Source organism: Nocardioides sp. Z21_20 (assembly GCF_059766585.1).
Genome location: NZ_JCBAJX010000002.1, coordinates 351141 through 365092, shown reverse-complemented (window position 1 = coordinate 365092; position 13952 = coordinate 351141). Strand labels below are relative to the sequence as shown.

Below are 13952 nucleotides of genomic sequence, written 5' to 3'. Positions count from 1 at the left end.
CGGTGCTGCTCGGCGCTCAGTCCGAGCTGAAGATCGCCATCAGGCGCAGCAGGTTGGTGTAGATCCAGACCAGGCTGACGGTCAGCCCGAACGCGGCGCGCCACGACTCGCGCTGCTCGAGGCCGGCGGCGATGCCCTTCTCCACGAAGTCGAAGTCGAGGATCAGCATGAACACACCGAGGGCGAGACCCGCGACGGCGAACAGCAGGCCGAGCGCACCGGTCCCGAAGAGACCGAACGAGGCGCCGAACAGCGAGAGCACCACCTCGAGCAGGCCGAGGGCGACCATGCCGAACATGGCGGCGACCACGATCTTGCGGAACTTGTCGCTGACCTGGATGTTGAGGAACTTGTAGGCCGCGAGCGTGCCGATGAACGCCGCGAAGGTGCCCAGCACGGCGTTGGTGACCACGCCGTCACCGAACTGTGCATCGAAGATCTTGCTCAGCCCGCCCAGGGCCATGCCCTCGAGGACGGCGAAGGCGAGGACCAGCGCCGGGCTGATCACCCGCTTGAACGAGTTCACCAGCGACAGCGCGAAGGCGCCGAGCGAGCCGACGATGAAGGCCATCATCAGCGAGCCGGAGACGCCCGCGTCCGCGGTGATCTCGGGGGTCAGCAACCAGGTCGCGAACGCGCTCACCATGACCACGGCCAGCGACGCGCCGGTGGCCTGGACGACCGAGTCGATCGTCATCCGGCCCTGGCGGGCCGGCGGAGCCTGACGGGTCATGTCCCAGGTCGACGGGTCTGTGTAGCCGGGCTCCGCGTACCCCTGCTGGCCGCCGGGGTAGGTCTGGTGGGCGTAGCTGTTGGTGCTCGACCCGTTGAACTCGGCCGAGCGCCTGAACACCGGGTTGTTGCTCTGCATGGTCACTCCTTGAGGCCGGGTGCCGTCGTGTCGACGGTCAAGCGTGCCGCTCAGTGTAAGGGCGGCTCTGTCAGGGACAACGTGGGACGACACCGCGGTGTTCCCAATCTCAGCAACATCTCAGGCACGGCCCCCGCGGGCTCAGGAGTCGGACCAGACGGTCCACGCGGCGTCGCAGTCGACGGGGGGCAGAGCGGCGCGGGGCGCGTCGGCGCGGCGGTAGACGGTGCTCCCGCAGGGCTCCCCCGCCACGACGTAGCGCTCGGCGAGCAGGCTGCGCAGGGCCCCGGAGTCGTCGATCCCCCAGGAGTTCGCCGGCACCAGCTCGGCGACCCAGGTCGGGGCGTCGGGACCCGCGAGCAGCGCACGCAGCTCGGCGAGATCGGGGTCGAGGGTGCGCATCGGCAGACTCCACAGGTGCTCGTAGGGCGACTCCAGGCCGGAGGCCACCACCAGCGAGCTCATCCCGTAGAGCGTGACGACGCTGTCGCCGGGCTCGGCCACCTCCGCGACGGCGCTGCCGATGTGGTGCGAATGAGGCCCGAGCTCGCCGGTGCTGCGCGCGATGGTCCACTGGATCAGCAGCACCACCGAGACCGCGCAGACCCAGGCCGTGAGCATCCGGGTCGCCCGCTGCCGCCAGCCCGGCACCAGCGCCACGAACGCCACCGCCAGGGCGACTCCCGGGACGAGCGGGATCAGGTACGAGCGCCAGTAGCTGCCGCCGAGGGCGACGCCCACCGCGTCGACGGTGAGCATCGCGCCCAGCGCGATCAGCTCGGGGCCGAGGCGCGGAAGCAGCCGTGGCAGCGCGCCGGCCAGCAGCACCAGCGCCGGAGCCATCCCGGCGCCGACGAACAGCACCAGCAGCAGCGCGCCGCGGATGACCACCCGGCGGGCGCTGCCCTCGGCGATCACCGCGCCCGCGTCGGCACGGAAGCCGATGACCTGGTAGCTCAGCGTGTCGAGCTCGACCCCGTTGCTCACCGCCCAGAGCACGGTGGCGGCGACCGGGACGGCGGCGCCCACCAGCAGTGCGCCCACCGCGGCCGCGCCCTGCCCACGCCCGACCCGCCCGAGCAGGATCGCGCCCACCCAGAGGGCTCCGGCGAAGACCAGTCCGCCGACGAGGTTCTGCTTCATGCCGAAGGCCAGGGCGCCTGCGACGCCGGCTGCGACCATCAGGGCCAGGCGGGCGAAGCGGCCGGGCCGGCGCAGCGCCGCCACCGCCCACCAGCAGGCCAGCGCCACCAGCGCGGTGCCGAAGACCTCGCCCTTGCCCGTCCACGCGTTGAGGTAGGGGTTGGCCAACAGCCCGGCCGCCGTGATCGTCGCCCAGCGCCCGGCCGCCGGGCCGACCACGAGCGCGGCCAGGCGATGCACGGCGAGGACCAGCAGCCCGGCGAAGACCGCGGCCAGCAGACGGGCGCCGTACGCCCCGGCGAGGAGGTCGGCGAAGCGGATGGTGGCGATCAGGATCGGCGCCCGGTCGACCCAGTAGGTGCCGTAGAGGCTGTCGGGAGCCGGGTCCCACTCCCGAGCGACCAGCAGGAACCCTGCCTCGTCCGAGCTCAGCGGCCACAGCAGGCCGGGCACGCGGGAGAGGACGACCAGCGCCACCGCCAGCGGCAGCAGCCACCGGGTGGGACGCCCCTCGTCCGCGGCCGCCTCGCTCAAGGCGTCCCGTTCCCGGGGACCGGCCCGGGGCCACGTTCGAGCATCACGTGCCCCCGGTGGGACTCGAACCCACACTGAGTCGCTTTTAAGGCGATTTCCTCTGCCATTGGGATACGGGGGCGCATCGGTGCGGGGCTCATCGGTCGGGTCCGGCTACTGGTAGGTCTTGCGCGCGTAGATCGCGTGGGCGCCCGCCGCCCGGTCCAGGAAGAGCAGCCCCTCGCAGTGGTCGATCTCGTGCTGCAGGGCGCGGGCCTCGAACGCGTTGGCGCTGAACTCCACGCTCTCCCCGGTGCCCGGCAGCTGGCCACGCACCACCAGCCGCGTCGCACGCTTGACGTCGCCGGTGAAGTCGGGCACGGACATGCAGCCCTCGCGTGCCTTCTCGTTGCGCGAGGACTCCACGACGACCGCATTGCACAGGACGAACGTAGCGTGGTGGTCGCGGGTCTTGGGGTGCGCGGAGACGTCGACGCAGAAGACCTTCGCCGACACGCCGACCTGGGGGGCGGCCAGCCCCACGCAGCCGGGGCTGACCCGCATCGTGGCGATCAGGTCCGCGGCGAGCTGGACCGTCTCGGGGGCGGTCGGGTCGACCTCGGCGCCGACCGTGGAGAGCACCTTGGCCGGGGCGCGCACGACGTCGAGGATCCTGCCCTCGACGCCCAGCTCGTCCTCGGTCCAGGCAGCGAGGCGTGCGTCGATCACAGCTCGTCGGCCTCCACCGCACGCAGCGACACGTCCACCCCGAGGGCGTCCGCGGCGTCGCGCAGGGCCGCCTCCACGGCGGCGACGTCGGCTCCCGAGGGCAGGTCGACCTCGGCGATCAGCAGGTAGAGCTCACCGGCCAGCCGGGTGGTGAGGTCGGTGATGTTGCCGCCGACCCGGGCCACCTCGCCGATGATCGAGGAGACGATGCCGGGCCGGTCGCCGCCGTGCACGGTCAGCACCCACGACGTACCGCCCACCGTGCCTCGGTCCTCGCGCGGCACCTCGCGCACGGTCACGGTCAGCGTGCCGTCGGCGGCCAGCGGGGACAGCGCCTCCTCGATGGCCGCGTCGCTCGCGGCGCCGTCGCAGATCAGCATCATCGCGAAATGGCCCCGCAGCAGCGTCATCGTGGTGTCCTCGAGGTTGAGGCCCAGACCGGCGATGACGCCGGTGGTCTCGGCGATGATGCCGGGTCGGTCGTGGCCGAGGACGGTGATGGCGTGGAGGGTCACGCCCGTATTGTGGCAGCCCGGCCGAGCACGTCGTCCAGCATGGTCTCGGTGAGCCGCCCGGTGAACGTGTTCTGCTGGCTGGGGTGATAGCTGCCGATGAGCACCACGTCGGGCAGCCGCGCGCTGTCCGCGGAGCTGAGCACGACCTCGGCACCGTGCCCGAAGCGCGGCCGGGGCCGTGGCACGTGGTAGCCCAGGGCCCGGTACGCCGCCAGCGCCGCGTCCCAGCCGAAACCGCCCAGCGCCACCACGGCGCGCACGCTCGGGGCGACCAGGGCCAGCTCGGCGTGCAGCCAGGGGGCGCAGGTGTCGCGCTCGGTCGGGGTCGGCTTGTTCGCCGGCGGGGCGCAGCGTACCGCGGCCAGCATCCGGGCGTCGATCAGCTCCAGGCCGTCGCCGGCGTGCTCGCTGGTGGGCTGGTTGGCCAGGCCGACCCGGAACAGGCTCGCGAACAGCCAGTCCCCGGACCGGTCGCCGGTGAAGATCCGCCCCGTCCGGTTGCCCCCGTTCGCCGCCGGCGCCAGCCCCACGATCAGCACCCGCGGCGTCGCCGACCCCCACCCGCTGATCGGCCGGCCCCAGTAGGGCTCGCCGCGGAACGACGCCCGCTTGTCGCGCGCCACGTCCTCGCGCCAGCGGACCAGGCGGGGGCAGGCGCGGCATACCGAGATGCGGGCGTCGAGCTGCGCCGTTTGGTCCCCAACGGGTGAGATTTCGGCCGCCGGAGGTCCGTCTGTGACCAATCGGCGTACGTCGTCGGCGTCGCGGGCGACCGGCGTGTCGGGCTGGGCGGGGTCGCCGGGCCAGCCGGTGCCGGGCGGGACCGGGGACGCGAAGAGGTCCCCGGTGAGGGGATGGGGCAGGAGCTCGCTCACTCCCCCATCCTCACCGAGGACCTCCTACGACGAGGCCGGGCGGGTGGGTTGGGCACCGACCCGCGCCCGGATCAGTAGACCGCAGGCGGAGGCGTGATGCCCGGCGTCACGTCGGACTCAGAGCCATTGCTGGGCGAGTCGCTGTCGTCCTTGCGGACCTTGTCCGCGGCCGCGGAGGCGGCCGTCGTCACCTTGCTCTTCACCGCGTCGGCGACGACCGGGGCCTGGGCAGCGACGGCGTCCTGGGCCGACTTGGCCGCCTGCTGCACCTTGGGGTTGCGCGCCACCTTGCGGGTCGTGGCGGCGATCTGCTCGTAGCGCTGGCGGCCCGCGCGGGCACCAAGCACGTAGCCGACGCCGGCGGCGGCGAGCAGGGGGAGCTTCTTGATCATGGAACTTCCTCTCGGTGGGGGGTGATCCTTGGGATTGGCGGGGAGCCGGTCACTCAGTCGTGGGAGCCGCGGCGACGCTTGAGCACGACCAGCCCCACGAGCAGTACGACGCCGCCCGCGACGCCGCCGGCCACGGCCGGCTTCGGCTTGCCGTCCGCGTCGGTGGCACGGCGTCGCAGCTCGGCGAGCTTGGTCTGGACGCGCGTCTTGAAGTCCAGCTGGCGCTGGAGGGCGTCCACGGTGTCGGCCAGCTGCTCACGCTGCCGGGCGATGTCGGCCTCGATCGCCTCCGGGCTCCCCGGCTCGGCCGGCTCGGCGCCCTCGTCGTGCTCACCTGCATGCCTGCCGCTCATGCGTGTCCCCCCTTCAGGGCGTCGACGTCGGCCTTGACGCTCTCGATGGCGGTCTCCGGCGCGGCCGGGGTCGCCTGCGCGACCTCCTTCTTGCCCAGCAGCGCCATCACGGCCGCCACCACGAGCAGGACGCCGGCCACGATCAGGGCGGCCGCCCAGGCGGGCAGCACCAGGTCCAGGGCGAGGATCGCGGTGGTGATCAGCGTCGCCAGGCCGAAGAACGCCAGGAGACCGGCGGCGCTGAACATGCCGATGCCGATGCCGGCCTTCTTGCCCTTCTGGGCCATCTCCGCCTGGGCCAGGCGCAGCTCGCTGCGGATGAGCTGGGGGATCTGCTCGGAGAGCCGATGGACCAGCGCACCGATCGGTTCGTCCGACTGTTGGTGGCTCATGGGGCGTCGGTACCCCTGGCACCGGGGGGCAAACCAGGCGTCGGTTTCCCCGGTCGACCGGGGAAACCGACGCGTCAGCTGATCGACCAGCCGATCCCGTCCAGGATGTCGGCCTCCGAGGCGATCAGCTCATCGACCCGGGCCCGGCGCAGGATCCGGTCCAGGATCAGCGCGCCGGCGCCGATCACGTCGGCGCGCCCGGGGTGCATGTAGGGCAGCGCCCGACGCTCGTCCACGCTCATCGCGAGCAGCCGCTCGGTCAGCGCGTGCACGGCGTCGCGGGAGAGCACGGACTGGTCCACGACCGCGGAGTCGAACGCCGGCAGGTCCAGGACGCCGGCGGCGAGGGTGAGCACGGTCCCGGCGACGCCCACCACGCTGGCGGCCGACGACACGGCGACCGGGCAGGCGTCCAGCGCGGCGTCGATGTCGGCGACGCAGGCGGCCAGCTCGGCGGCGCTCGGCGGGTCGCCGTGCAGGTGGCGCTCGTGCAGCCGGACCGACCCGATGTCCATCGAGTACGCCGAGGCGGCCGCCTCACCCGAGGCGTCTCCCAGGATCAGCTCGGTGGACCCGCCACCGATGTCGACCACCAGTACCGGCGCGGCGGCCGGGACCCGCAGGTTGCGCACCGCGCCGTCGAAGGCGAGGGCCGCCTCCTCGGCGCCGCCGACGACCTCCGGCTCCACGCCGAGCCGCTCGCGCACGCCCGCGGTGAACACCTCGGCGTTGCTGGCGTCGCGGGTCGCGGAGGTGGCGCAGAACCGGATCCGCTGCACCGGGTGCTGCGCGATCAGCGCGGCGTACTCGTCCAGCGCCGCGAAGGCGCGCTCCAGGGCCGCGTCGTTGAGCCGGCCGGTGCGGTCCACGCCCTCGCCCAGCCGCACCATCCGGGCCTCGCGGACCGCGACGTCGGGCAGGTCCCCGATCAGCAGCTTGATGGTGTTGGTGCCGCAGTCGATGGCAGCGATCACGAGCCGTCCGCCCCCGTTGCCTCGCTCGGCCCGGCGCCTTCGTCCGGGCCGTCCACGCTCACGCACGGCCCGGACTCCCACCACGCGCCGAGCAGGTCGAGCACCTCGTCGCCGAGCGGGTTCACCCCGCGGCCCTGGGCCAGCGACTGCCCGGCCAGCACGTGCAGGCACTTCACCCGATCGGGCATCCCGCCCGCGGAGATGCCGTGGATCTCGGGCACCTCGCCGATCGCGTAACGGGCCTCGAGGTAGCGCTCGTGCGCGGCGACGTAGGCGGCCGCCAGCTCGGGGTCCTCCCCGAGCCGCTCCTGCATCCGCTTCATCACCCCGGTGCCCTCGAGGGTGCCGATGCGCGAGGCCGCCCGCGGGCAGGTCAGGTAGAAGGTGGTCGGGAACGGCGTGCCGTTGGGCAGGCGCGGCTTGGTGGTGACCACGTCGGGGTTGCCGCACGGGCAGCGGTGCCCGATCTCCTGGATGCCGCGGGGCTCACGGCCCAGCTGGGCGGTGATGGCCGCGACGTCCGCGGCTTCGAGCGGGGCCGCGTCACGCGGTTCGGTCACTGGTCGCCCTTCGGGGTCTTCGGGTGGGTGGGGGCGCCGATCTCGTCGGCGGGACGGTCCGCCGCGCTCGGCGGGTGACCGGCCAGCTCCATGGAGCCCCAGGCCGTGGTCCACCACGCCGTCGGCTCGGTGGGCACGACGTCCTGGGGGTCGTGCAGCGTGGCCTGGGCACCCAGCGGCCGGCCGTCGCGGTCGAGCACCTGGAAGCCGGTCTCCCCCGGCATCAGGTAGCCGAACCGCTCACGCGCCTGCGCCTCGACGTACGCCGGGTCGTCCCAGCGTCGCTTCTCGCGCTCGAGGGACTCGATGTCGGCTTCGCGCTCGGCGATCTGGGTCTTCAGCTCGGCCAGGTGGCTGCGCTGCTCGAGGTAGGCCCGCAGGGACGAGGCGTAGGAGACCGCGAGCACGGCCACCACCAGCACCAGCACCGCCGCCCGGCCGGTGAGCCGGGGACGGCGGCGCGGGGGGCGGGCGGGAGCAGGGGACGCCGCCGACCGGGCGCGCGGGGCTCCCCGCTCGCCCGGCCGACGGCTGCCGCCGGGTCCGCCGCGGCCGTTGCCGCGCGCGGACCGGGCGCTGTCCCGAGTGCTCACGCCAGGTGCCCGGTCAGGCCCGGAAGCGCGGGAAGGCGCTCGCGCCGGCGTAGCGTGCGGCGTCGCCGAGCTCCTCCTCGATGCGCAGCAGCTGGTTGTACTTCGCCACCCGCTCCGAGCGCGCCGGGGCGCCGGTCTTGATCTGGCCGCAGTTGGTCGCCACCGCGAGGTCGGCGATCGTGGTGTCCTCGGTCTCGCCCGAGCGGTGGCTCATCATGCAGCGGTAGCCGTTGCGGTGCGCCAGGTCGACGGAGTCGAGGGTCTCGGTGAGCGAGCCGATCTGGTTGACCTTCACCAGCAGCGCGTTCGCCTGGCCGCCGCTGATGCCGCGCTGCAGCCGCTCCACGTTGGTGACGAAGAGGTCGTCGCCGACGATCTGGATCTTGTCGCCGAGCTGGTCGGTGAGCGCCTTCCAGCCCTCCCAGTCGTCCTCGTCGAGCGGGTCCTCGATGGAGACGATCGGGTACGCCGCGACGAGGTCGGCGTAGTAGGCGCTCATCTCGGCCGACGACTTGGTGCCGCCCTCGAAGGCGTAGGAGCCGTCCTTGAAGAACTCCGAGGCGGCCACGTCCATCGCCAGCGCGATGTCGGTGCCGAGCGTGAGGCCGGCGGCCGAGACGGCCTCGGCGATCAGGTCGAGCGCGGCGCGGTTGGACTCGAGGTTGGGGGCGAAGCCGCCCTCGTCGCCGAGGCCGGTGGCCAGCCCCTTCTTCTTCAGCACCGACTTCAGCGCGTGGTAGACCTCCGCGCCCTGGCGCAGCGCCTCGCGGAACGTCGGCGCCCCGATCGGCGCGATCATGAACTCCTGGATGTCCACGTTGGAGTCGGCGTGCGAGCCGCCGTTGAGGATGTTCATCATCGGGACGGGCAGCAGGTGCGCGTTGGGACCGCCGATGTAGCGGTAGAGCGGCAGGCCGGCGGAGTCGGCGGCGGCCCGGGCCACGGCCATCGAGACACCGAGGATGGCGTTCGCGCCCAGGTTGGCCTTGTTGGGGGTGGCGTCGAGCTCGAGCATCCGCTGGTCGAGCAGGCGCTGGTCGTCGGCCTCCATGTCCAGCACGGCGGGGCCGATCGTGTCGATGACCGCGTTGACGGCGTTCTCCACGCCCTTGCCGAGGTAGCGCTCGCCGCCGTCGCGCAGCTCGACGGCCTCGAAGGCTCCGGTGGAGGCGCCGCTGGGCACCGCGGCTCGGCCGAGGACGCCGTCGTCGAGGAGGACCTCGACCTCGACGGTGGGATTGCCGCGCGAGTCGAGGATCTCTCGGGCGCCGACTGCTGCGATGGAAGCCACGGTGCACTCCTGCTGGTTCGAGAACGGGGGGACGGATGGTGCGGACCGGTAGGTCGTGACCCAGCGTATCGGCGTCGTCACACATTTCCGGGAGCCCCGCCCAGGTGTGAGTTCCGGCACCCGGCGCTGGCCCGTCACGCTCGCGGCGCTGAGATCGCCATCTTGCATAGTGAAACGGACGAGGCCCGGGGAATCCCCCCTGCTGCACTCGGTTGCATCCCCCGATGCCCCGTGGGGCGGCCACGAGCCCCCCTCACGAACCGAACAGGAAACACCGTGTCGCAGCTTCCCCCGCCCAGCTCCGAGTCCCCCGCCTCGCCCCTGATCGAGGCCCCCCGGCGCAAGCGGTGGCCGCTGCTGCTCGCCGCGCTGGTGGCGATCGCCGTCGTGATCGGCCTGGTGGTCGCCCTCACCGGCGGCGACGAGGACGAGGAGAAGATCCGCATCGGCGTCGTCGACGCCAGCGAGCCGTACTGGGACACCTACGTCGAGGCCGCCGAGAAGGAGGGCATCGCCGTCGAGCTGGTGAACTTCGCGGAGTACACCCAGCCGAACCCCGCGCTCAGCGAGGGCGAGGTCGACCTCAACCAGTTCCAGCACATCGTCTACCTGGCCGACTACAACGTGGCCAACGACGACGACCTCGAGCCGATCGGCGCCACCGCGATCTACCCCCTCGGCCTGTACTCCAAGCAGTACGACAGCGCCGAGGAGATCCCCGACGGCGCGACCGTGGCGGTGCCCAACGACCCGAGCAACCAGGCGCGCGCGCTGCTGGTGCTGCAGTCGGCCGGGCTGATCGAGCTGACCTCCGGCGGCACCATCTTCTCCGACCTCTCCGACGTCGCGGACGGCTCGCGCATCGAGGTCAAGGCCCTCGACGCCGCCCTCACCGCGCCCGCCCTGGACGACGTGGCGGCCGCGATCGTGAACAACGACTTCGTCGAGAAGGCCGGCCTGGACTTCGCCGACGCGATCGCCCAGGACGACCCCGCCGACCCCAACGCGCTGCCCTACGTCAACGTCTTCGCCGCGCGGTCCGGCGACGCCGACGACGCGACGTACCGCAAGCTGGTCGAGATCTACCAGGAGACGACCCCGGTGCAGGACGCGGTGCGCAAGGCCTCCGGCGACACCGCCGTGATGCTCAAGACGCCGGTCGACGACCTGGTCGAGTCGCTGCGCAAGGTCGAGGCCGACACCCGCGACCACAAGGGCTGAGCGCGGTGAGCGAGCCCCTGATCCGGCTGCGCGACGTGAGTCGCGCGTTCCCGGCGCGCTCGAGGCAGGGCTCGCCGGTGCTGGCCCTGGACCACGTGTCCCTCGACGTCGCCGAGGGCGAGATCCTCGGCGTGGTCGGGTACTCCGGGGCCGGCAAGTCGACGCTGCTGCGCCTGATCAACGCCCTGGACCGCCCCACCGAGGGCACCGTCAGCGTCGCCGGGCGCGAGGTCAGCACGATGTCGGAGCGCGACCTGCGCGAGGTGCGCCGCGAGATCGGGATGATCTTCCAGCAGTTCAACCTGTTCTCCTCGCGCACGGTGTGGGGCAACATCGCCTACCCGCTGCAGGTCGCCGGCGTCGCGAAGGAGCAGCACCAGGCGAGGATCTCCGAGCTGCTGCACTTCGTCGGCCTGGCGGACAAGGCGCACGCGCACATCGAGCAGCTCTCCGGCGGGCAGAAGCAGCGCGTCGGGATCGCCCGGGCGCTGGCCACCCAGCCCCGGCTGCTGCTCGCCGACGAGGCCACCAGCGCGCTGGACCCGCAGACGACCTCCGAGGTGCTGGCACTGCTGCGCCGGGTCAACGAGGAGCTCGGGGTGACGATCGTGGTGATCACCCACGAGATGGAGGTGGTCCGCTCGATCGCGCACCGGGTCGCGGTGATGGAGGCCGGACGCATCGTGGAGTCCGGTGACACCTACGACGTGTTCTCCGACCCGCAGCACCCGGCCACCCGCCGCTTCGTCAGCACGCTGGTGGAGAAGGGCCCCGGCACGCGCGCCCTGGAGCGGCTGCGCCAGCGTCACCCCGGGGAGTTCGTCACGCTCTCGTTCCGCGACGAGGACGTCTCCCCCGCCGACGTGTTCACGGCGTTCATCGAGCGCGGCGTCGACTTCGAGCTGATCCATGGGGGCGTCGAGGATGTCCGCGGACGCACCTTCGGCCACCTCACCTTCGCCCTCACCGGTGACCCGGCGGCGCTCGCCGACGCGCTCGCCCACGTGGGCACCCGGGTCGAGGTCACCCGCCCCCAGACCTTGCCGAGCACCGAGGAGGTGCGCTGATGGACCGCCTGATCGAGCTCGACTCGCTCTTCTGGAGCGCCACCGTCGAGACCCTCTACATCGTCGGCATCACGCTGGTCATCGGCGGTGTGGGCGGGCTGGTGCTCGGCCTGCTGCTGTACACGACGCGGCCCGGCGGGATCGCGCCCCAGCGGGTGGTGAACCTCGCGGTCAACGTGCTGGTGAACTTCTTCCGGCCGATCCCGTTCGTCATCTTCATCGCCGCCGCCCAGCCGCTGGCCCGGCTGGTGGTCGGGATCGGGATCGGGAACCGGGCGATCATCTTCGCGCTCTCGCTGGCCGCGGCCTTCGGGATCAGCCGGATCGTCGAGCAGAACCTGGTCTCGGTCGACCCCGGGGTGCTCGAGGCGTCGCGGGCGATGGGCGCGGGCAAGCTGCGCACGACGTTCGCGGTGCTGCTGCCGGAGGCGCTGGGCCCGCTGATCCTGGGCTACACCTTCGCGCTGGTCGCCATCGTCGACATGTCGGCGGTGGCCGGCGTGGTCGGCGGCGGCGGGCTCGGCGCCTTCGCGGTGACCTACGGCTACCGCCAGTTCGAGCCGGTGGTGACCTGGGCCGCGGTGCTGGTGATCGTCGCGCTGGTGCAGACCGCCCAGTTCGCCGGCAACCGGCTGGCGCACCGGGCGATGCGCCGCTGAGCGCGGCCTGTTTCAGGCTGGACGCTGGTCGCCGTGCAGAAGCCGGAGCTCCTCGCACACGACGGGCATGCCGGGATCGAAGCCCCTCGGGCTCTCGGAGTGCTCGCGCCAGAAGCGCTCGTGAACCTGGCGCCACGAGGAGAGCGATCGGTCTCCCTCGCCTTCCGCGAAGGCGTGTGATGCCGGCACCTCGTCGAAGGCGATCACGTCCACGGCGACCGTCTCCAGAAGCGCGCGAGGGACCCCGCGACCGTCGAGGATGATGTTCAGCAGGCCCACTTCGGGGAGGGGCTCCCCGGTGTGCTCGTAGTCCCACAGCGAGGAAGCCGTCGCCGTCTTCGTGCCTGCCAGCACCAGGGCGAGGAGGCCGTCTGCATGGGCGGGGGTCGCACCGAACGCCCACGCCTCGGGCGTCTGCGCGGGCAGGCCGGGTAGCGCCGAGCGACACTCCTGCCAGAACTCCTCGACCGTGGGGGTGTCGTTCATCCGGCCAGCCTATCCGGGCGGGAGCGCGCGGCGTACGGCGTCGCGCAGGGCCTGCTCTGGGTCGACGCCCTCGGCGCGCGCCTCGGCGACCAGGGCGAGCAGCCGCTCCCCGAGCTCGTCGGCGCGCCCGGGGTCCGCGGAGGGTGCCACGCCCGCCCGCTCGAGGCGCTCGAGCACCTTGTCCGCGAGCAGCAGCGCCGGCAGGCCGGGCGGGATCCCGTCCAGGACCGAGCTGCGCGGCTTCTCGGTCGCCTTGATCGCCTGCCAGACGTCGTTGACCGCCGCCGGGTCGCCGCCGGGGGCCAGCTCGCCGCCCTCGGGGGCGAACACGTGCGGGTTGCGCCGGCGCATCTTGGCGATGACGTCGCGGGCCACGTCGTCGAGGGTGAACGCGCCGCGCTCCTGCGCGATCACCGCGTGGAAGTAGACCTGCAGCAGCAGGTCGCCGAGCTCCTCGCGCAGGTGCTCGTCGTCACCGGTGTCCAGGGCCTCGAGCACCTCGTGGGTCTCCTCGAGGAGGTAGCGGGCCAGCGACCGATGGGTCTGGGCGGCCTTCCAGCTGCACTCGCTGCGCAGCCGGCGCATCACCTCGTGGAACTCGACGAGGGGACTGCGCTCGCCCGGCGTCATGGCGCTCAGCCGCACCGCTGGGACTGCGGCAGCGACGCCGCGTGGCCCTGGTCCTGGCCGCTCAGGTCCGCCAGCGTGGCCAGCGCCGAGCCGCTCACCGGCACCGACACGCTGGAGTCGGTCTGGGTCAGGCCGCCGTCGATGACCGCGAAGCCGAAGCGCGGGTCGACCTGGATGTCGTGGTCGGCGAGCCACTCCTGGAAGATCTGGTCTCCGCGCTGGGCGGCCGCCTGGGGGTTCGCGTCGGTCCCCTCCTCCTGGAGCACCTGGGCGCCGACCTGGCCGAGGACGTCCTGGAGGTAGGCGTTGCCGGCGTTCACCTCGACCCAGGTGTCCATCAGCTCCTCGGGGATGTCCGCGCTCTGCTGGCGGATCTGCGCCTCGGCCTCGTCGTAGGCCGAGGAGGGCCGCACGCCGTACTCGTCGGCGATCTGGTCGACCACCTCGCGCACCAGCGCCTGCTGGGCGACGGTGGCGCGCACCGAGGCCCGCGAGAGCGCCTGGCCCTCGGGCAGCTGGGTCTCCAGCGCCTCGCACGCCTCGGAGGTGCGCTCGTCGAGCGTCCCCATCGAGACCGTGGTGTCGTCCACGCGCACCGCCGAGCCCGGCGACGTGCCGCAGCCGGAGAGCAGGACGGTGGCGGCGACGGCGAGACCGGCGATCGGGCGCAGGCGGATGGTCACGTGGA

At 72.7% G+C, this 13952-nt stretch carries 18 protein-coding genes and 1 tRNA gene; 3 read left to right on the top strand and 16 right to left on the bottom strand.

Translation table 11 applies throughout. The annotated features are described in order from the left end of the window. Window positions 1–16 precede the first annotated feature (16 nt). The 13 genes from AC6EH9_RS05375 to eno all read right to left on the bottom strand — a co-directional run bounded on the left by AC6EH9_RS05375 (window position 17) and on the right by eno (window position 9201). The gene (locus AC6EH9_RS05375; RefSeq protein WP_498421286.1) at window positions 17–871 is read right to left on the bottom strand and encodes a Bax inhibitor-1/YccA family protein; all 855 of its coding nucleotides are present in this window, start codon (window positions 869–871) and stop codon (window positions 17–19) included. A gap of 141 nt (window positions 872–1012) precedes the next feature. Beyond that, window positions 1013–2548 (bottom strand): hypothetical protein, encoded by a 1536-nt coding sequence (locus AC6EH9_RS05370; RefSeq protein ID WP_498421284.1) that lies wholly within the window; start codon window positions 2546–2548, stop codon window positions 1013–1015. Window positions 2549–2596: 48 nt separating this feature from the next. Next, window positions 2597–2669: transfer RNA gene (locus tag AC6EH9_RS05365), tRNA-Leu, on the bottom strand. A gap of 32 nt (window positions 2670–2701) precedes the next feature. Further along, on the bottom strand, window positions 2702–3256 hold the full coding sequence (locus tag AC6EH9_RS05360; RefSeq protein ID WP_498421281.1) for a peptide deformylase: 555 nt from the start codon (window positions 3254–3256) through the stop codon (window positions 2702–2704). After that, window positions 3253–3771, bottom strand: coding sequence for a glycine cleavage system transcriptional repressor (locus tag AC6EH9_RS05355; protein WP_498421278.1), 519 nt, complete (start codon window positions 3769–3771; stop codon window positions 3253–3255). The genes AC6EH9_RS05360 and AC6EH9_RS05355 overlap by 4 nt, the downstream gene beginning before the upstream one ends. Further along, complete coding sequence (locus tag AC6EH9_RS05350; protein ID WP_498421275.1) at window positions 3768–4646, bottom strand: uracil-DNA glycosylase; 879 nt, start codon at window positions 4644–4646, stop codon at window positions 3768–3770. Before AC6EH9_RS05350 ends, AC6EH9_RS05355 begins: the two co-directional genes overlap by 4 nt. A 71-nt stretch (window positions 4647–4717) precedes the next feature. Beyond that, window positions 4718–5038: a hypothetical protein gene (locus tag AC6EH9_RS05345; protein WP_498421272.1), complete on the bottom strand. Its 321-nt coding sequence runs from the start codon at window positions 5036–5038 to the stop codon at window positions 4718–4720. A gap of 53 nt (window positions 5039–5091) precedes the next feature. After that, a complete protein-coding gene (locus AC6EH9_RS05340; RefSeq protein WP_498421270.1) occupies window positions 5092–5391 on the bottom strand; it encodes a DUF3618 domain-containing protein in 300 nt (99 codons plus the stop codon). Next, window positions 5388–5783 (bottom strand): phage holin family protein, encoded by a 396-nt coding sequence (locus AC6EH9_RS05335; RefSeq protein WP_498421269.1) that lies wholly within the window; start codon window positions 5781–5783, stop codon window positions 5388–5390. Before AC6EH9_RS05335 ends, AC6EH9_RS05340 begins: the two co-directional genes overlap by 4 nt. Before the next feature lie 74 nt (window positions 5784–5857). Beyond that, the gene (locus AC6EH9_RS05330; RefSeq protein WP_498421267.1) at window positions 5858–6757 is read right to left on the bottom strand and encodes a Ppx/GppA phosphatase family protein; all 900 of its coding nucleotides are present in this window, start codon (window positions 6755–6757) and stop codon (window positions 5858–5860) included. After that, entirely contained in the window at window positions 6754–7317 is a 564-nt protein-coding gene (locus tag AC6EH9_RS05325) for a DUF501 domain-containing protein (protein WP_498421266.1), read from the bottom strand. Before AC6EH9_RS05325 ends, AC6EH9_RS05330 begins: the two co-directional genes overlap by 4 nt. Continuing rightward, window positions 7314–7910: an FtsB family cell division protein gene (locus AC6EH9_RS05320; protein ID WP_498421265.1), complete on the bottom strand. Its 597-nt coding sequence runs from the start codon at window positions 7908–7910 to the stop codon at window positions 7314–7316. The genes AC6EH9_RS05325 and AC6EH9_RS05320 overlap by 4 nt, the downstream gene beginning before the upstream one ends. A 13-nt stretch (window positions 7911–7923) precedes the next feature. Beyond that, window positions 7924–9201 carry a phosphopyruvate hydratase gene (gene eno, locus AC6EH9_RS05315; protein WP_498421264.1) on the bottom strand — a complete coding sequence of 426 codons (1278 nt, stop codon included), beginning with the start codon at window positions 9199–9201 and terminating at the stop codon, window positions 7924–7926. A 276-nt stretch (window positions 9202–9477) separates the two neighbouring features. On the opposite strand from eno, the gene AC6EH9_RS05310 reads away from it, so the two are divergent. From AC6EH9_RS05310 to AC6EH9_RS05300, 3 genes are read left to right on the top strand one after another with little or no spacing between them, the layout of a single operon-like run. Further along, on the top strand, window positions 9478–10422 hold the full coding sequence (locus AC6EH9_RS05310) for a MetQ/NlpA family ABC transporter substrate-binding protein (protein WP_498421262.1): 945 nt from the start codon (window positions 9478–9480) through the stop codon (window positions 10420–10422). Between the two features lie 5 nt (window positions 10423–10427). After that, entirely contained in the window at window positions 10428–11489 is a 1062-nt protein-coding gene (locus tag AC6EH9_RS05305; RefSeq protein WP_498421260.1) for a methionine ABC transporter ATP-binding protein, read from the top strand. After that, window positions 11489–12148 carry a methionine ABC transporter permease gene (locus AC6EH9_RS05300; RefSeq protein ID WP_498421259.1) on the top strand — a complete coding sequence of 220 codons (660 nt, stop codon included), beginning with the start codon at window positions 11489–11491 and terminating at the stop codon, window positions 12146–12148. The genes AC6EH9_RS05305 and AC6EH9_RS05300 overlap by 1 nt, the downstream gene beginning before the upstream one ends. A gap of 12 nt (window positions 12149–12160) precedes the next feature. Here the strand turns inward: AC6EH9_RS05300 and AC6EH9_RS05295 are convergent, their stop codons facing one another. From AC6EH9_RS05295 to AC6EH9_RS05285, 3 genes are read right to left on the bottom strand one after another with little or no spacing between them, the layout of a single operon-like run. After that, entirely contained in the window at window positions 12161–12634 is a 474-nt protein-coding gene (locus AC6EH9_RS05295) for an ASCH domain-containing protein (RefSeq protein ID WP_498421257.1), read from the bottom strand. Between the two features lie 9 nt (window positions 12635–12643). Then, window positions 12644–13264, bottom strand: a complete 621-nt coding sequence (locus AC6EH9_RS05290) for a nucleoside triphosphate pyrophosphohydrolase (RefSeq protein ID WP_498421256.1) — start codon at window positions 13262–13264, stop codon at window positions 12644–12646. Between the two features lie 5 nt (window positions 13265–13269). After that, window positions 13270–13947 (bottom strand): hypothetical protein, encoded by a 678-nt coding sequence (locus AC6EH9_RS05285; RefSeq protein WP_498421254.1) that lies wholly within the window; start codon window positions 13945–13947, stop codon window positions 13270–13272. Between the last annotated feature and the right edge of the window lie 5 nt (window positions 13948–13952).